Here is an 18,174-nt window from a genome sequence, read left to right as displayed (position 1 = left end):
CAGATATTTTTGTAGGGCGACGGTTCAATCGCCGCCCGCTGGGTCAGTGGTGTCCGATGAATTCAAGGATCAATCGATTGACCTGCTCGGCCGCTTCCATCTGCACCATGTGGCCCTGGCCAGGCAGCACTTCGACCTGGGCACTCAACCCTTCGGCGTGGGCCGCCGGGATGATCGCGTCGTCGCTACCCCAGATGACCAGCGTCGGGACGTGACCGGCCTGCACGACTTCGCGCAGGTCCGCCTGCTGGCGGCCGTCCTTGAACAGGCTCCCTGCCAGTTGGCGCAGGGCCGCGTCCACGCCTTCCAGGCGCTTGTACTTGAGCATGTCGTCGAGCATTTGCCGGTTGACCAGCTCGGCATTCGAGAACAGTTGCACCAGCTGCGGCTTGAGCGCATTGCGGTTGGCCGCGTCGACGAAACCTTGCAAGTAGCTGCCGTTGATCTCCGCACCGAGGCCGGCGCTGCCAATCAAAGTCAGGGAGCGGAACCGTTGCGGCATCAAGCGCGCGGCATTCAGCGACACCGCCCCGCCCATGGAATGCCCCACCACATGAGCCGTGTTGACGTCCAGGTGATCGAGCAACGCCAGCACCACGCCGCTCAGCTCGTCCAGGTCGCCGCGCTGCAGGGCCTTCGACGATTCGCCATGGCCCGGCAGGTCCAGGGCAATCACCCGACGCCCGGCGGCCAGCGCTTCGTGGTTGAACAGCCAGTTGTTCAGGTCACCGCCAAAACCGTGCACCAGCACCAGCGGCGTACCGCCCTCGCCGCGCTCGAAATAGCGGATCACCCGGCCGTCCACCTCGACTTTCTGTGGTTTCGGGCCACTGTCCTCATCAGCCGCGTCGCCGGGCACGAAGCTGGATTGGAACTGCTCGATGACCGCGTCGATCTCGGCATCGCTGGCCTCGCCTTCGACGACGATGCCGAGCAAGGCGCCAACCGCCAGGGTTTCATCCTGGCGAGCCACTTGCCGGCGCAACACACCGGAAAACGGCGCCTCGACGCTGCTGGAGATCTTGTCGGTCTCGACGTCCATCACCTCATCACCCTTGGTGATGGCCTGGCCCTCCTCCTTGAGCCAGGCATCGACCCGGCCCTCGGTCATCGACAAGCCCCACTTGGGCATGGTCAGGGTAAAAATCTGGCTCATCAGCGCTTGCTCCACTCGATCACGTTGAGCACGGCTTGTTCGATTTTGGCCGCGTCAGGGATGTACAGGTCTTCCAGGGAATCGGAGAACGGCACCGGCGTGTGCGGCGCGGTCACCATTTCGATCGGTGCCTTGAGCGCGCCGAAGGCTTTTTGCGCCACCAGCGCCGAGATGTCGGTGGCCATGGAACAGCGCGGGTTGGCCTCGTCGATCACCACCAGGCGTCCGGTCTTCTCGACACTTTCCAGGATGCTGTCCTCGTCCAGCGGACTGGTGGTGCGCAGGTCGATGACTTCACAATCGATGCCACGTCCGGCCAGGTTGCGCGCCGCATCCATCGCCGTATTGACCAGTCGCCCGTAGGACACCAGGGTCACGTCCTTGCCATCGCGCAGGAAGTTGGCCTCGCCGAACGGCACGGTGTAGAGCTCTTCCGGCACCTCGCCCTGCATGCTGTAGAGCAATTTGTGCTCGCAGAAGATCACCGGGTCGTTGTCGCGGATCGCCTGGATCAACAGGCCCTTGGCGTCGTAGGGCGATGACGGGCAGACCACTTTCAAGCCCGGGATATGCGTCCACAACGAGGTGAGCATTTGTGAATGCTGGGCCGCGGCGCGCAGGCCGGCGCCGACCATGGTGCGGATGACCAGGGGCGTGGAGGCCTTGCCGCCGAACATGTAGCGGAATTTCGCCGCCTGGTTGAGGATCTGGTCCAGGCAGCAGCCGGCGAAGTCGACGAACATCAGTTCGCACACTGGCCGCACGCCGCAGGTGGCGGCGCCGACCGCTGCGCCGACATAACCGATTTCCGACAACGGCGTGTCCAGCACGCGCCCCGGGAATTGATCGTAAAGTCCCTTGGTGACGCCGAGCACGCCGCCCCAGGCATCGTTCTCACCGGGTGCGCCAGCGCCACCGGCCACGTCTTCGCCCATGATGAACACGCTGGAGTCGCGACGCATTTCCTGGGCCAGGGCTTCGTTGATTGCCTGCTGATAGCTGATTTTTCTCGCCATGATGGGATTCTCTCTTGTTGTTTTATAGGGGCGTTCAGGGGTAGCTGACGTAGACATCGGTCAGCAGGTCGGACGCCGCCGGCTTGGGATCGGACTTGGCCTTGTACACGGCGTTTTCAATCAGCATCTCCACTTCCTTGTCGATCTGGTCCAGCTGCTCGACCGTGAGCAGCCCGGCCCGGGTGGTACGGTCGCGGAACTGCATCAGGCAGTCCTGGTTTTCGCGGAAATGCTTGACCTCGTCGGGTGCGCGATACGTCTGGGCGTCGCCCTCGAAATGGCCGTAGTAACGGGTCAGCTTGACCTCGATCAGTGACGGTCCTTCCCCGGCACGGGCGCGTTCGACGGCAGCCCCGGCGGCTTCATGGACGGCGAAGAAGTCGAAGCCATCGACGGTTACGCCGGGCATGCCGAAGCCGGCGGCGCGGTCGGCGATGTGGTCGCAGGCCACCGACCAATTGGAGGCAGTGGCCTCTGCGTAACCATTGTTTTCGGCGATGAACAGGCACGGCAGGTTCCACACCGAGGCCATGTTCATGGCTTCGAACACCGCGCCCTCGTTGGAGCCGCCGTCGCCGAAAAACACCACGGCGACGCTGTCGGTGCCCTTGAGCCGCGCCGCGAGGGCTGCGCCGACCACTAGTGGCGCACCGGCGCCGACGATGCCGTTGGCGCCGAGCATGCCTTTCTCGAAATCGGCGATGTGCATCGAGCCGCCCTTGCCTTGGCAGACCCCGGTTTTCTTGCCGTAGATCTCGGCCATCATCCCGTACACATCCACGCCCTTGGCGATGCAATGACCGTGGCCACGGTGGTTGGAGGCGATGCAATCGTCGTCCCCGAGGTGCGCCATGACGCCGGCGGCCGAGGCTTCTTCGCCGGCATACAAGTGGACGAAACCAGGGATTTCGCCTGTGGCGAACTCCACGTGCAGGCGCTCTTCGAAGGCGCGGATGGTGCGCATGACCTGATAGGCGTGCAGCAATTGATCATGGGTGAGCGATGTCGACATTTTTATTCTCCAGGCGTGTCTTCTTGAAGGTTCAAGGGGTGTTGCGGGTGCTCGCGGCCAATGGCCAACAAGCGTTGTTGCGCGGCGTAGGTGAGCACCGCGTTGACGTCGATGCTCAGCGGGCCGCCGGCATCGAGGGTGACCGTGAGCCGGTCATGGGCGTTGAATTCGATTTCCCGCTCGCCATCCAGGGCCAACGTGCCGGCGGACAGCGACAGACCGTGGGCGACGCCGGGTTCCAAAGGACCGGCGGCGAGCACGCCGCAGCCTTGCAGCAAGCCTGGTGCGAGCGGCACCAGCAGCGCCTCGGGAGAGTGCGGGTCCAGGCGCATCCAGGCACCGCCTGGCGCCTGGCGTGACACCGGGAACCACAAGCCGCACAGGGCCGACAAACCGATGGATTGCGGTTCGGCGAAGGTCACGAAGACTTCGGCGAGGTCCTGGGCCCGACTGATCGCCCGGGCACCGACGAAACGCAGCGGCGACACGGCAACGTCCACCAGGGCCACTTCACGCAAGCCACGTGCGGCATCGCAGACCAGCAAGCGCTTGTTGCGGCGCAAACCGATTTCGTCCGGGATGCGGCCGCAGGCGTACAACCCGCCGGCCAGCCCGGCACTGGTGGCTTCGCGTAGCTCGGGGAAGGCATTGTTGGTGCCGGTGGAAAGGGTCAAGAGAGGAATGTCGCCGACTTCGGCGGCGACCGCCTTGTGGGTGCCGTCGCCGCCGAGCACGGCGATCAACGCCACCTCGCGCTCGGCCATCAGCCGGGCGGCGCGGCGGGTGTCTTCGACGGTCTGGCGCAGGGTCAGGTCGAGAAACTCCAGGGCCGGCCAGTGGCTGCTGCGGGCCTGGCGGCTGTGGCTGTTCTTCAGCACAGCGGCGGCCATGCCGATCATGTCGGTGGGCATCAGCACCTGTTCGATGCCGGTGGCGCCGAACGCGGCCAACAGGCGCTGGATCACCGAGACCTTGTCGGTGCTGGAAAACAATCCGGCATTGGCGGTCAGGCGCCGCACGTCACGACCCGACGCAGGGTTGGCAATGATGCCGACGGTGAGCGGACGGCGGCTCATGGCGCCACCGTGGCGGGAACGATCAACGGGCTTGGCGGGCAAGTCATAGGCACCTCTTTTTATTATTGGAAGCCCAACGGGATGGGTCCAAGGCCTAGAGCAAGGCCGGTGCCAATTACCGGAAAGTCGACGCAAAGCCGCGAGTCAGAGCGCTCGCCGCGGTCCATTGGAAGCCTTGCCCACGAGCCCGGTGAGACGCCACATGCCAGCCTGCACGACGAAACCGCGAGACGCTGAGACGTCGCGTCTCACTTCCAGGCCTGCGCTCCGCCGGGCTTGTCTGCGCCCGGCGATCAGCGCTTAATGTGCCGACAACGACAAGAAGCTGAACCGGAGGCCCCTATGCTTTCCGCTCACTCCCGGGCGCATGTGGATTGCGTCAGCCGCGTGCTGAAGAACGCCGCCCGACTGCCGCAATTGCCGGTGCCGGATCTGATCCTCGACTCCTGGCGCCGGTCCATGGAGCAACATCACCTGGACCCCGGCTCGCTGCAGGGCCCGCGGATCCTGTCCCACGACGTGCTCAAGCAGTGCCGCGAGCGTTCGGAACTGTTTCTCAATATCGCCAGCGACGAAGTGGCGCGCCTGCATGGCCGGGTGCGCGACGCCGACTATTGCGTGCTGCTGACCGATGCCCAGGGCCAGACCATCGACTACCGGGTGGAAACCACCCTTCGCAATGACTGCCGCAAGGCCGGGCTCTACCTGGGCACGTGCTGGTCGGAAGGCGAAGAAGGCACTTGCGGCGTTGCGGCGGTGCTCACGGCCAAGACGGCGGTGACGGTGCACAAGCGCGATCACTTCCGCGCGGCATTCATTGGCCTGACCTGCTCCGCCGCGCCGGTCTTCGATCCACAAGGGGAATTGCTCGGGGTGCTGGACGTCTCGGCGGTGCGTTCGCCGGATGATCGCCGCTCCCAGCACCTGATCCGGCAAATGGTGGTGCAGAGCGCCCGGGAAATCGAACAGGCATTTTTCATGAGCAGCGCCCAGGGTTACTGGGTGCTTCGGGCCCATCGCAACGCCGGGTACGTCGACAGCCAGCCGGATTTCCTGCTGGCCTGGGACGACGATGGCTGCCTGCAAGCCCTGAACCCGGCGGCGCGCCAGTTCTTGATGCAGCGTTACGGCCAGTTGCCTCAGCACATCAGCCAGATCTTCGACGCCCAATTGCTGCACCGCGCCCGTGACGAAAGCCTCTATCCGCTCGATGTCGATTTGCATGGGCGCTTGAGCGCGCCACGGCGCCGGGCCACGCCTCGCCAGCGCGCCGCGATGACGCCGACCGAACTCGATCCACGCCTCGCCGACAGCCTGACCCTGGCGGTGCGGGTCAAGGATCGCAACCTGCCGGTGCTGATCCAGGGCGAGACCGGTTCCGGCAAGGAAGTCTTTGCCCGCCAGTTGCACCAGGGCAGCCAGCGCCGCGACCGGCCTTTCGTGGCCTTGAACTGCGCGGCCATACCGGAAAGCCTGATCGAGAGCGAGTTGTTCGGTTATGTGGCCGGTGCCTTTACCGGCGCTTCGGCCAAGGGTATGCAGGGCCTGTTGCAGCAGGCCGATGGCGGCACGCTGTTCCTCGACGAAATCGGTGACATGCCCCTGGCCTTGCAAACCCGCCTGTTGCGAGTACTCGCCGAAGGCGAAGTGGCGCCGTTGGGGGCCTCACGGCGCAAGGCCGTGGACATCCAGGTGATCTGCGCGACCCACCGCGACCTGGAAACCCTGGTGGCCGCCGGCGAGTTTCGCGAGGACCTGTACTTCCGCCTCGGCGGCGCCCGTTTCCAACTGCCACCCCTGCGCGAACGCACCGACCGATTGGCGTTGATCAATCGCATTCTGGAAGAAGAGTCAGCACTGTGCGGCGGTGCGGTGCACCTGAGCGGCACGGCGCTGGAATGCCTGCTGGGTTATCACTGGCCGGGCAATGTCCGCCAGTTGCGGCATGTGCTGCGCTATGCCTGCGCGGTCTGCGAGGCCAGCGTCATCCAGCTCAGCCACTTGCCCGAGTCATTGCACAGCGCGACTACCGTCGATCATGGGCCGGAGCCCAGCGCCAGTCCTGAACGCCAGGCGTTGCTGGACGCCCTGGTGCGCCATCGCTGGAAACCCACCCCGGCGGCGCGAGCCCTGGGCATTTCCCGGGCAACACTGTATCGACGGGTGCATCAGCATGGCATCGAAATGCCCGGCCGGAGTCCGGGCTGAAGGCTTATCGTCGCGCCAGCTCATGGCGCACGCATTGCTCGTAGTAGGTCTGCTTGACCGCCACCGGCTTTAGCCGCGAAGTGCTGTTGTAGGTCTGTTCGGTAATGCCCAGGGCGGTCATGCGCATCCAGGGCCGCGGAAACTTGCGCACCTGCAACTTCTTGCGTGCCCCGTACAGGCTGACCCCGGACAGCTTCGACGCCTGGGCGCCCGCCGCAATGTCCGAACCCCAGCGACACACCGACTGCTGGTTGGCCGTCAGCGCCCTGGCTTGGGCTTCAAGCGAAACGGCGGCCATGAGCATGGCCGCCGCGATCCAGATAGAAACACGCATAGGTTTGTCGTCCAACTTTCTGAAATGAAAGGAGTTTGACGCCAGTATTAGGAGCAAGGGGCCAGCATTTCCATGCCATTCATCAGCTCATGCGCTTATCTAGAAACGCTTTCACATATATGCATTAACATCATGAAAATTAAGAGTTTCATACAGTCGGTAGGAGCTGGCGAAGCCTGCGATCTTTTGATCTTTCGCTTGGGACTCAAGTGTCTGGAGAAAGATCGCAGCCTCGTTTCACGCCATCTTTTGTGGCGAGGGGATTTAGCGAAACGTCGCACCGCCCCGCTGGGCTGCGCCGCAGCCCCTGGATCCATGGATACACCGAGTTGTCAGGTTTAGGGCCGCTTCGCGACCCAGCGGGGATAAATCCCCTCGCCACAGCAAGCTCCCCTCGCCACGGGATCATTGGGCGGATTTTGCTTCTTGCAGCAATTGCTGGATCACCTGCTCCTGCTCGCCATACCGCCCTTCGCCAAAATGGCTGTAGCGCACTTGCCCCTTGGCATCGACGAAGTAATGGGCCGGCCAGTACTGGTTGTTGAAAGCGCGCCAGATTGCATATTGGTTGTCGATGGCCACCGGGTACTGGATGTCCAACTTGCGCACCTGCTCGCGCACGTTGTCGATGATCTTCTCGTAGCCGTATTCCGGGGTGTGGACGCCGATGACCACCAGACCGTCCTTCGCGTATTTCTTCGCCCACTCGTTCACATACGGCAGCGTGTGCTGGCAGTTGATGCAGTCGTAGGTCCAGAAATCCACCAGCACCACCTTGCCCCGCAACGACTCGCTGCTCAGCGGCGGCGAGTTGAGCCATTGCACCGCGCCGTCCAGCGCAGGCATGGCGCCTTGGGATTCGAGCGTTGGCATAGTGCTCGCGCCGGCCTTGCTCACTACATAGTCGATGGCCTTGGGCACGTTCTCCAGCAGGCTTTTTTCCAGGCTGGCCGACTGTTGCGACGACGTCGCGGCCAGTAACCGGTCATCCGCCCCGGTGCCAATTGCCACGGCGGCCAGCAACACCAGCGCCCCGGTGGCGCGGCGCAGCCAGGCGGTGATCGGCAGCGAGAGTTTCAATCGACCGACCAAGCCGCGGCCGGCGAGGATCAAGGTTCCCAGTGACAAGGCACTGCCCAGGCCGTAGGCGAGCAACAAAAGGCTGGTCTGGGCGCTGGCGCCTTGCAGCATCGCCCCGGTCAGGATCACGCCAAGGACAGGGCCGGCGCACGGCGCCCAGAGCAATCCGGTGGCGACGCCGATCAACACCGACGCCACAGGCCCACTCATCCGCCCGGCGCCGAGCATCAAGACGATTGCCCAGGCTGACCAGCGGCCGCGCCAACCAAGTGCCCACCCGGCTGAACATCAGCGACAAGGCAAACAGCACCATCACCACCAGGGCGACTTGTCGTCCGGCAACGCTGGCACGCAGCACCCATTCGCTGCTGACCACAGCCAGGCTGGACACGGCGGCGAAGGTCAATACCATGCCTCCCAGCGTCAACAACACCGAGCTGCGCGATTGATTGGCCCGGGCGAACAGGAACGGCACCACGGGAAGAATACAAGGGCTGAGGATCGTCAGGATCCCGCCGAGAAATGCGATCAGAAGCATGGCAACACCTCAAATTAAAGGCTGGCGGAGAACCCGTGGCGAGGGAGCTTGCTCCCGCTGGGCGCGGAGCGCCCCCTTCGTATCTGCCTGACACACCGAATGGTCAGTGCTTTCTTGGAGCCGCTCCGCGACCTAGCGGGAGCAAGCTCCCTCGCCACGAGAAAAGGTCAATTCTGGTTGCTGCAGTTATCTGAAAACTTGCGGTAGTCCAGCTCCTGTTCATGCCCCGCCGAATCCAGGTAGGTCATGCGGGCATTCACTACGCCACAGGCCGGTTGCGGGTCTTCGCTCAGGGACAGCACTTTGCGTACATCCAGGTGGGTGCCATAGCTGTAGGTGTGCGGCTGGACGGTGCTTTCGGCCCGGGCCGACAGGGTGCAGACGTTCAGTGCGGCGAACAGGCAGGCGGCGTAGATGGCTTTGGTGTTCATGGCGGTGTCCTCGATTCAATGGATGTTTGTTCAGAGGCAGGTCGTGTTGCCTCGATGGATGCCATTGAATGCCGCCCAGGTATCACGCCTGTATCGAACCGAGTGGCTTTTTGCATCGCTGTGTATCCGCCGCGCGCCAGATACACTGCAATACAAACCGTCCCAGGCCAGGCCGGCTGCTGGCTGTAGACTCACCCACAACAAAACGCCAAGGGGCAGAACACCATGGATCATGTCGATCATGTGTTAATCGTGGATGACGATCGCGAGATCAGGGAACTGGTAGGCAACTACCTGAAAAAGAACGGCCTGCGCACCACCGTCGTGGCGGATGGCCGGCAAATGCGTGCATTCCTGGACACCACTCCGGTGGACCTGATCGTGCTGGACATCATGATGCCCGGCGACGATGGCCTGGTGTTGTGCCGCGAATTGCGCGCCGGCAAGCACAAGGCCACGCCGGTCTTGATGCTGACCGCTCGCAACGACGAGACCGACCGCATCATCGGCCTGGAAATGGGCGCCGACGATTACCTGGTCAAGCCCTTCGCCGCCCGCGAATTGCTGGCCCGGATCAACGCCGTGCTGCGGCGCACGCGCATGTTGCCGCCCAACCTGGTGGTTACCGAGAGCGGGCGCCTGCTGGCGTTTGGCCGCTGGCGGCTGGATACCACGGCCCGGCACCTGCTGGACAGCGATGGAACCATGGTGGCCTTGAGCGGCGCCGAGTACCGGTTGTTGCGGGTATTCCTCGACCATCCGCAGCGGGTGCTCAACCGCGACCAGTTGCTGAACCTGACCCAGGGCCGCGACGCCGACCTGTTCGACCGCTCCATCGACTTGCTGGTGAGTCGCCTGCGCCAGCGCCTGTTGGACGATGCTCGCGAGCCGGCGTACATCAAGACCGTGCGCAGCGAAGGTTATGTGTTCTCGCTGCCGGTGGAGATCCTCGAGGCCTCGGTATGAGTTTGCCCCTGCGTTGGCCGCGCACCCTCGCCTCGCGCCTGTCGCTGATCTTCCTGATCGGCCTGGTCCTGGCCCAGGGTTTGTCGTTCGGCGTCCAGTACTACGAACGCTACGAAAGCGCCAAGAACACCATGCTCGGCAACCTGGAGACCGACGTCTCGACATCGGTGGCGATCCTTGATCGCCTGCCTGCCGCGGAACGCCCCGCGTGGCTGCCAAAGCTTGCGCGGCGCAACTACGGCTACGTGCTCGACGAAGGCCAGCCTGGCGTGCCGATGCTTCCCGACAACGCGCCGATATCGGTCAGTTCGCTCCAGGAAGCCTTGGGCGAATCCTATGCGCTGACCTTCAACCAGATCCCAGGCCCAAAGATGCACTACCAGGCGCACCTGCGCCTGAAGGACGGCAACCCGCTGACCATCGACGTGCGTCCTGCCATGGCGCCGCTTTCACCTTGGCTGCCGATGGTCTTGCTCGGGCAACTGGCGCTGTTGATCGGCTGCACCTGGCTGGCCGTGCGCATCGCCGTCAGCCCCCTCACCCGACTGGCGCAGGCGGTGGAAACCCTCGACCCCAACGCACATGGCGTACGCCTGGACGAAAAAGGCCCGACCGAAGTGGTGCACGCGGCCAAGGCCTTCAATGCCATGCAGGACCGCATCGCCGCCTATCTGAAGGAGCGCATGCACCTGTTGGCCGCGATTTCCCATGATTTACAGACGCCCATCACCCGCATGAAGCTGCGGGCCGAGTTCATGGACGATGGAATAGAAAAAGACAAGCTCTACAGCGACCTGGGCGAAATGGAGCATCTGGTGCGTGAAGGCGTGGCCTACGCCCGCAGTATCCACGGTGCCACCGAAGCCAGTTGCCGGATCAGCTTGGATGCGTTCCTTGACAGCCTGGTGTTCGACTATCAGGACACCGGGCAGGATGTGCAATTGTCTGGCAAGAACGCCGCCGTCATCGACACCCGTCCCCATGCGTTGCGTCGGGTGCTGGTCAACCTGGTGGACAACGCCTTGAAGTTTGGTGGCGCAGCGCAGATCCAGGTCCAGCCCGCCGCCAACGGGCAATTGGCGATCCAGGTATTGGACCGAGGCCCCGGCATCAGCGAGCCGGAACTGGCCGAAGTGCTCAAGCCGTTCTACCGGGTGGAGAGCTCGCGCAACCGGGAAACCGGCGGCACGGGCCTGGGCCTGGCGATCGCCCAGCAACTGGCGAACGCCATGGGTGGGTCGCTGACCTTGAGCAATCGCGAGGGTGGCGGGTTGTGCGCTGAGTTGCGCTTGGGTTGCGATACGTCCGCCTGAAGCCCACCGAATCCCTTGTGGGAGCGAGCTTGCTCGCGATAGCGGTGGGTCAGACAACATCAATCGACTGACCTGACGCTATCGCGAGCAAGCTCGCTCCCACAGGGTCTTGTGCAAAGGCTCGGTATCGGGTTTGTATATCAGTGTGTCAACCGCCACAGCGCATACACAAACTTGCACACCGCCCCCTTCCGGACACACCCTGCTTACACCCACTTGAAAGACTCCTCCTATCCCCGGCCACCACGATGCCGGGCCATCCAAGGAGCTTTCCCATGCCTAACGCCACCGCAACGCCGCCTGCTTTCCGTTACCAGGGCTGGTCGCTGTTCAGCCTGCTTGCCGCCCTGGTGCTGCTGATGACCGTAATGATCCTGATCATCAACCCCGACCTGACCGAAGGCGTGCGCAGCGCCATCCGCGCCACTGCCCGTTCATCCTTCGCCCTGTTCCTGCTGGCTTTCACGGCCTCGGCGTTTGCCGTGCTGGTGCCCTCGCCCCTGAGCAAATCCCTGGTGCGCGAGCGGCGCTTCATCGGGTTGGCCTTTGCCTTTTCCCATCTGATCCATGCGGTGCTCATCTACTGGTACGGCCAACTCAACACCGAGTTCTGGCCCGGGCGCACTGCCCTGGGCAACGTGCCCGGCACCGTGGGTTATGTATTTGTCCTGCTACTGGCCCTGACCTCGTTCAAAAGCACTACGCGGCTGATCGGCGCCACGGCCTGGAAGCGCCTGCACACGACCGGCATGTGGGTATTGGCGGCGATCTTTGCCTACTCGAACTTCAAGCGTATTCCAATGAGTGACTGGTACGTGCTGCCGTTCGGCCTGATCTGCGCCGCCACCGCAATCCGCCTGATGGGCAAGCTGGCCCAGGCCAACAAACGCCAATCCCTGCAACGCGCGGCCTGAGCGAAGGAGAACGATCATGTACACGACTGTCTCGAAAACCTTGAACAGCCTGCACCTCAACCTCGATCACGCCGGCTCGTGGCTCGCACCGCTGGGGCTGCGCCTGTTGCTGGCCTGGGAGTTCTTCGAATCCGGCCTGGAAAAATGGAACGGCGAGAACTGGTTCGCCGAGATCCAGTCGGCCTTTCCCTTCCCGTTCAACCATGTGCCGGCCAGTTGGAACTGGGAACTGTCGATGTGGGCGGAACTGATCTGCGCCATCGCCCTGTTGATCGGCCTGGGCACGCGCGCCTCGGCGCTGGTGTTGATGGTCGTTACCGTGGTCGCCACCGCAGCCGTGCATTGGCCGGCGGACTGGTCGAGCCTGAGCGAGCTGGCCCAAGGGTACGCGATCACCAACAAGGGTTATGGCAACTTCAAGTTGCCGTTGATTTACCTGGTCGCATTGCTGCCGTTGCTGTTGCAGGGTGCCGGCCAGTTGAGCGTGGATGCGCTGCTCAAGTCGCTGCTCTGGACAAAAAAATCGAAACCTTGAAGGACTCGCGTCGGTCCAGTCCTGTATGAGCCAACGCGCTGCGTATCGCTGTCATGGCGGTCGCAGCGCATCAAGACAGCCCATCAGGACGAGGAACAGACATGAGCATGACCGTCGGTGATTTTCTGGTTGAGCGCCTTTATGAATGGGGCGTACGTCGCATCTACGGCTATCCGGGCGACGGCATCAACGGTGTATTCGGGGCCTTGAATCGGGCCAAGGGCAAGATCCGGTTCATCCAGGCCCGTCACGAAGAAATGGCCGCGTTCATGGCCTGCGCCCATGCCAAGTTCACCGGCGAGCTGGGAGTGTGTATCGCGACGTCTGGCCCTGGGGCGTCGCACCTGATCACCGGCCTGTATGACGCACGCATGGACCACATGCCCGTCCTCGCAATCAGCGGCCAGCAGGCGCGCAACGCGTTGGGTGGGCATTACCAGCAGGAATTGGACCTGGTGAGCCTGTTCAAGGACGTTGCCGGCGCGTTCGTCCAGCAAGCCAGCGCCCCAGCCCAGGTCCGCCACCTGCTCGACCGCGCGGTACGCACGGCGGTGGGCGAGCGCCGAGTCACTGCGCTGATCCTGCCCAACGATCTCCAGGACCTGGAATACACGCCGCCGCCCCACAAGCACGGCACGCTGCACTCAGGCGTCGGCTACCGCAAACCCAAGGTCGTGCCCTACGAGGAAGACCTGCGCCGGGCCGCCGACGTGCTCAATGCCGGCAAGAAAGTCGCCATCCTGGTGGGTGCCGGGGCCCTGCACGCCACGGACGAGGTGATTGCCATCGCCGAAAAACTCGGCGCCGGCGTCGCCAAGGCCTTGCTCGGCAAAGCCGTGGTGCCCGACGAATTGCCCTGGGTCACCGGCTCCATCGGCCTGCTGGGCACCGAGCCCAGCGACAACCTCATGGCCGGTTGCGACACCCTGCTGATGATCGGCTCCGGCTTCCCCTATGCCGAATTCCTGCCCGGCGAGGGCCAGGCGCGTGGTGTGCAGATCGACCTACAGCCCGACATGCTCAGCCTGCGCTACCCCATGGAGGTCAATCTGCAAGGCGACAGCGCCGACACCCTGCGGGCCTTGCTGCCGTTGATCGAAGAAAAGACCGACCGCGCCTGGCGCAAGAAAATCGAAGGCTGGCGGGCGGACTGGGACAAGACCCTGGAAAAACGCGCCCTGGTGTCGGCCAAGCCGATCAATCCGCAACGCGTCACCTACGAGCTGTCCCCCCGACTGCCGGACCGCGCCATCATCACCAGCGACTCCGGTTCGTGCGCCAACTGGTATGCGCGGGACGTCCAGATCCGTCGCGGCATGATGTGCTCGCTTTCCGGCGGACTCGCCTCCATGGGCGCCGCCGTGCCCTACGCCATCGCCGCCAAGTTCTGCCACCCGGATCGTCCGGTCATCGCGCTGGTGGGCGATGGCGCGATGCAAATGAACAACATGGCCGAGCTGATCACCGTCGCCAAGTATTGGCGCACCTGGACCAACACCACCTGGATCTGCGCGGTATTCAACAACCAGGACCTGAACCAGGTGACCTGGGAACAGCGGGTCATGGAAGGCGACCCGAAATTCGAGGCGTCCCAGGACATTCCCGACGTGCCGTATCATCTCTTCGCCGAGTCCATTGGCTTGAAGGGCATCCTCGTCGATCAGGAAAGCGACGTGGCTGGCGCCTGGGAACAGGCCTTCGCCGCCGAACGCCCGGTGCTGATCGAGTTCCGCACCGACCCCGACGTGCCACCCTTGCCGCCGCATATCAAGTTGGAACAGGCGAAGAAATTTGCCTCCACCCTGCTCCATGGCGATCCGAACGAGGGTGGCATTGTCGTCGAGACGGCCAAGCAGGTGCTCGGCGCGTTGCTGCCGGGCCATCGCAAGGACAAAGAGTGATCATGCAGACCCGAGCGAGCCGTTATGAGCTGATATTGCTGGGAAGCTTCATCGCCCTGTGGGCGTGGCTGGCCATCGCCCCGATGAAACGCAGCGACTGGCTGGCGGAGAACCTGCTGGTCGTCGCGCTGCTGGTGGTTCTGGTGGCGGTCCATCGCCGGTTCAGCTTCTCCCGGCTGTCCGCCTCGCTGGTGTTCGTGTTCCTCTGCATCCACGAGGTCGGTGCCCACTACACCTACGCCAAAGTCCCTTACAACGAATGGTGGCAGGCCCTGACCGGCGGCCCGGCGCTGGACCAACTCCTGGGTTTCCAGCGCAACCAGTTCGACCGGCTGGTGCACTTCAGCTATGGCCTGCTGCTGGCCTACCCGGTGCGCGAGGCGCTGTTGCGGGTCATCCCCGCCCGGGGATTCACCGGTTACTTCCTGGCCTGGAACCTGATCCTGTCGTCCTCGGCCATTTATGAGCTGATCGAATGGATCGGCGGCGCCTACATGGGCGGCGATACCGCCAAGGCATTCGTCGGCGCACAACAAGACCCGTGGGATTCGCAAAAGGACATGGCCCTGGCGGCATTGGCAGCGGGCGTGGCGTTGGTTGCAGCCGCCGGGGTCAATTATTTCCAACAGCGGGACTTTGCCTTGGAATGGGCCCGGCGCGGCAAAGCCAGCACATGAGGGTGATCGCCGGCAAAAAAATGGTGCAACTGGTCAGCAAATTTCTACTTTTATTAAGCTAATCAGACAGTCAGCCGATACAAGGTGAGTGCGGGGTATCTCGCGTTCAGCTGATGGCTTGTTTTTATGATTGAAGATGCTGGCAATGGCTCCACGGTGGCTTCCGGCGAGCGACCAACCCGAAGTTTCACCCGCCGCACCTTTCCGGCCATCATGCTGTTGCTGTTCATCATGTCTGCGCTGGCCATCGCGGTGCTGCTCAACATCACCCAGACCCAGGACGAACAGGCCCGTGAACAGAGCCTGTTCTTTGCCCAGCGGGCCATCGACGGCATGCGTACCGGCATCGGCCGCGACCTGAGCGATTACTCGAAATGGAGCGACGCCTACCGCCACCTGCACGTGGAAGTCGATAAAGACTGGGCCTATGACCAGGAAAACGTCGGCAGCAGCGTGTTCTCGCTTTATGGCTACCAGGCGGTGTTCGTCATTTCCCCTGCTGGCAAGACGGTTTACTCGGTGATCAATGGCGAAATGAGCGAAGTGGCCGCCGACACCTGGCTCACCGGCGACTTGCGGGCAATCGCCAAGAAGGCCAGGGCCGCGGAAAATCGTGACGAGGTGATCGTCGAACTGCTGCATCACGAGGACGCGCCGGCCTTCGTCGCCGTCTCGGCGATTACCACCGGCACCGACAATAGCGTGCGCGAGATTCCCGGCCCGTCCAGCCTGATGCTGTTTGTCAAAGTCCTCGACGCCGGTGCGCTGCAGAACCTGTCCCGGGACTTCGCCCTGCCCGGTGCGCATATCGCCCACACGCCCGGCCCGAAAGACACCGCCCAGGTATTGCTCGACAGCCTGACACGCGAAGCCTTGGCCTGGCACCCTGCTACCCCCGGCAAGGATTTGCGCAAGGTCCTGCTGCCCTTGCTCGGATTGGCATTGTTGGTCCTCGCGATCATGGCCCTGGCGGTGTTGCGCCATGCGCTGATCATGCTCCGCGCCCAGGAGCGCCAGTACGTCAGTCTCCTGGCCCATCGCAAAGCGCTGGAACGCAGCGAAGAACGTTTCCGGGACATTGCCGAGGTATCGTCCGACTGGCTGTGGGAAGTCGACTCGAACGGAACATTGACCTATTTGTCCGAGCGCTTCGAACAGGTCACCGGGTTCAGCCCCTCCGAGTGGCTGGGCAAACCGCTGCACAGGCTGTTGCACCCTCACAACGGCTCGATCTCGATTGCCCATTGGCTGCTCGGCGGCGCCAACAGTGCATGCGCTACGCCGCTCCTGTGCGAATACACCGCCCGCAACCAACGCATACGCACCTGCAAGCTTTCAGTACGAGCCATCGAGGCCGGCGCGCAGGGCTTTCGCGGCACCGCCACCGATATCACCGAAGAGCTGCGGGCGCTGGCGCAGATCAAGCACCTCTCCCTGCACGACCCCCTCACCGGCCTGGCCAACCGCAACCGCTTGTTCGATTGCCTCAGCGAGCACCTGGACCAAGCGCACGGAACGCCGCTGGCGGTCCTGAACCTGGACATGGATAGATTCAAGCCGGTCAACGACTCCCTCGGCCATGCCGTGGGCGACAAGGTGCTGAAGGAAGTTGCCCATATCCTCCAGCAGAACGTGCGCGGCACTGACCTGGTGGCCCGCCTCGGTGGCGATGAATTTGTCATCGTCATGCCCAACCCGGGTGGCGCGAGCGATCTCGACCAACTGTGCGGGCGCCTGATCGAATGCATGCAGCGCCCGATGCACCTGGACGGCAATACGCTGTACCTGGGCATGAGTATCGGCGTCGCCTGGTCGCACCCCGCTGAACAGCGTGCCGAAGAGCTGTTGCGCCAGGCAGACATCGCCTTGTACGCGGCCAAGGCCGCCGGTCGCAATACCTGGCGCGTCTACGAAGAAGCCATGGGCAACGTGGCCCGCGACCGCCGACGCTATGAGCAGCAATTGCGCGATGCAATGCAACAAGACCAGCTTGAATTGCGCTACCTGCCGCGTTTCGACGTGAATGCCGAACAGTTGCATGGCTTCGAAGCCCAGGCCTTCTGGCACCATCCCGAGCGAGGTGAGCTGGGTGGCATTGATTTCATTCCGGTCGCCGAAGCGTCCGGTCAACTGGAAGAACTTGGCAGTTGGATGTTGATCCACGCCTGCGAAGAGGCAACGACCTGGCCCAACGCCCTGAACGTGTCCGTCGCGGTATCGCCGCGCTGGTTCAGCAGCAGTTTCCTCTTCAACCAGGTGCACAAAGCCCTGGAAACGAGCGGCCTGCCTGCCCAGCGCCTGACGCTGGAAGTGGCCGAAGGGGTGCTGCTGACCGATCACAAGACCCTTGCCAATACGTTGCATGCGCTCAAGGCCTTGGGTGTGCGGATCAATATCGACAAGTTCGGTACCAATATTGCGTCTCTGCGGGAAGTCCTTGACCAGCCGTTCGACGGCATTCGCTTTGATCGCAATATCCTTGCACAGTTGGGCCTGGAGCATGATCAGGAGGGTGTGCTGGCGATGATTCGGTTGAGCCGTAGCGTCGGGCTGATGGTGACGGCCGAGGGTATCGAGAATGCGCTGCAGTTCAGTCAATTGCGCAGTGTGGCGTGTGATCAGGTGCAAGGGCCGTACTTCGGCGCGGCGTTGGCTCGCTCGGAAATGGCTTCGTTCTTTACCACGCCGCGGTGGCTTTAGCCCTCATTGCTTTTTTGTGGGAGCGGGCTTGCTCGCGATGGCGGTCTGATTGGGTACATATCCATTTCTGCGGTCACGGCCACTATTGGTTTCGCCCTTACGGCGAGTCACTTTCGAAAGGCGCGAAAGTAACCAAAGCGCCTCTGCCCCACCACTCGGTGCCTCGCCTAGGCTCGGCATGCCTGAACGAAGGCCTTGCTCCGTGGGCCGCCGCGATGGGCCATCCATGGCCCCTGCGCGGCTACCTCGGCATCCATGCCGAGGTGCCCACTGCGCAAGGCCTGCGTTCAGCCATCGTGGTTAACGGGGCGCTGAAA

General features: G+C 63.2%; 14 protein-coding genes and 1 pseudogene. 8 read left to right on the top strand and 7 right to left on the bottom strand.

Annotated features, from left to right (window positions below):
- Positions 1-43: 43 nt before the first annotated feature.
- From AB4N42_RS17275 to AB4N42_RS17260, 4 genes are read right to left on the bottom strand one after another with little or no spacing between them, the layout of a single operon-like run.
- Entirely contained in the window at positions 44-1,156 is a 1,113-nt protein-coding gene (locus tag AB4N42_RS17275) for an acetoin dehydrogenase dihydrolipoyllysine-residue acetyltransferase subunit (RefSeq protein ID WP_460115045.1), read from the bottom strand.
- Positions 1,156-2,172: an alpha-ketoacid dehydrogenase subunit beta gene (locus AB4N42_RS17270; RefSeq protein WP_039588736.1), complete on the bottom strand. Its 1,017-nt coding sequence runs from the start codon at positions 2,170-2,172 to the stop codon at positions 1,156-1,158. Before AB4N42_RS17270 ends, AB4N42_RS17275 begins: the two co-directional genes overlap by 1 nt.
- A gap of 34 nt (positions 2,173-2,206) precedes the next feature.
- A complete protein-coding gene (locus AB4N42_RS17265) occupies positions 2,207-3,184 on the bottom strand; it encodes a thiamine pyrophosphate-dependent dehydrogenase E1 component subunit alpha (RefSeq protein WP_030140715.1) in 978 nt (325 codons plus the stop codon).
- 2 nt (positions 3,185-3,186) lie between these two features.
- Entirely contained in the window at positions 3,187-4,260 is a 1,074-nt protein-coding gene (locus AB4N42_RS17260; protein WP_198796432.1) for an ATP-NAD kinase family protein, read from the bottom strand.
- A 342-nt stretch (positions 4,261-4,602) separates the two neighbouring features.
- Between AB4N42_RS17260 and AB4N42_RS17255 the strand changes: the two genes are divergently transcribed.
- Positions 4,603-6,468 carry a sigma-54-dependent Fis family transcriptional regulator gene (locus tag AB4N42_RS17255; protein ID WP_407683291.1) on the top strand — a complete coding sequence of 622 codons (1,866 nt, stop codon included), beginning with the start codon at positions 4,603-4,605 and terminating at the stop codon, positions 6,466-6,468.
- A 4-nt stretch (positions 6,469-6,472) separates the two neighbouring features.
- Here the strand turns inward: AB4N42_RS17255 and AB4N42_RS17250 are convergent, their stop codons facing one another.
- The 3 genes and pseudogenes from AB4N42_RS17250 to AB4N42_RS17240 all read right to left on the bottom strand — a co-directional run bounded on the left by AB4N42_RS17250 (position 6,473) and on the right by AB4N42_RS17240 (position 8,851).
- Positions 6,473-6,766 (bottom strand): hypothetical protein, encoded by a 294-nt coding sequence (locus tag AB4N42_RS17250; RefSeq protein ID WP_407683303.1) that lies wholly within the window; start codon positions 6,764-6,766, stop codon positions 6,473-6,475.
- A 441-nt stretch (positions 6,767-7,207) separates the two neighbouring features.
- Positions 7,208-8,420 (bottom strand): annotated as a pseudogene (locus tag AB4N42_RS17245) (cytochrome c biogenesis protein DipZ).
- Between the two features lie 167 nt (positions 8,421-8,587).
- Positions 8,588-8,851, bottom strand: coding sequence for a DUF2790 domain-containing protein (locus AB4N42_RS17240; RefSeq protein WP_030140710.1), 264 nt, complete (start codon positions 8,849-8,851; stop codon positions 8,588-8,590).
- Between the two features lie 225 nt (positions 8,852-9,076).
- Between AB4N42_RS17240 and AB4N42_RS17235 the strand changes: the two genes are divergently transcribed.
- The 7 genes from AB4N42_RS17235 to AB4N42_RS17205 all read left to right on the top strand — a co-directional run bounded on the left by AB4N42_RS17235 (position 9,077) and on the right by AB4N42_RS17205 (position 17,857).
- Positions 9,077-9,817: a response regulator gene (locus AB4N42_RS17235; protein ID WP_030140709.1), complete on the top strand. Its 741-nt coding sequence runs from the start codon at positions 9,077-9,079 to the stop codon at positions 9,815-9,817.
- Positions 9,814-11,130, top strand: a complete 1,317-nt coding sequence (locus AB4N42_RS17230) for an ATP-binding protein (protein ID WP_030140708.1) — start codon at positions 9,814-9,816, stop codon at positions 11,128-11,130. Before AB4N42_RS17235 ends, AB4N42_RS17230 begins: the two co-directional genes overlap by 4 nt.
- A gap of 275 nt (positions 11,131-11,405) precedes the next feature.
- Positions 11,406-12,044: a ferric reductase-like transmembrane domain-containing protein gene (locus AB4N42_RS17225; protein WP_030140707.1), complete on the top strand. Its 639-nt coding sequence runs from the start codon at positions 11,406-11,408 to the stop codon at positions 12,042-12,044.
- A 16-nt stretch (positions 12,045-12,060) separates the two neighbouring features.
- On the top strand, positions 12,061-12,579 hold the full coding sequence (locus AB4N42_RS17220) for an HvfX family Cu-binding RiPP maturation protein (RefSeq protein WP_030140706.1): 519 nt from the start codon (positions 12,061-12,063) through the stop codon (positions 12,577-12,579).
- Positions 12,580-12,680: 101 nt separating this feature from the next.
- Complete coding sequence (locus AB4N42_RS17215) at positions 12,681-14,480, top strand: thiamine pyrophosphate-requiring protein (RefSeq protein ID WP_460115044.1); 1,800 nt, start codon at positions 12,681-12,683, stop codon at positions 14,478-14,480.
- 2 nt (positions 14,481-14,482) lie between these two features.
- Entirely contained in the window at positions 14,483-15,157 is a 675-nt protein-coding gene (locus AB4N42_RS17210; RefSeq protein ID WP_030140704.1) for a DUF2238 domain-containing protein, read from the top strand.
- A 126-nt stretch (positions 15,158-15,283) separates the two neighbouring features.
- Positions 15,284-17,857, top strand: a complete 2,574-nt coding sequence (locus AB4N42_RS17205; protein ID WP_460115043.1) for a bifunctional diguanylate cyclase/phosphodiesterase — start codon at positions 15,284-15,286, stop codon at positions 17,855-17,857.
- Positions 17,858-18,174: the final 317 nt, after the last annotated feature.

Source organism: Pseudomonas sp. H2_D02, assembly GCF_054677635.1.
Note: the sequence above shows the minus strand (reverse complement) of the source record. Positions and strands in the feature narration are given on the sequence as shown.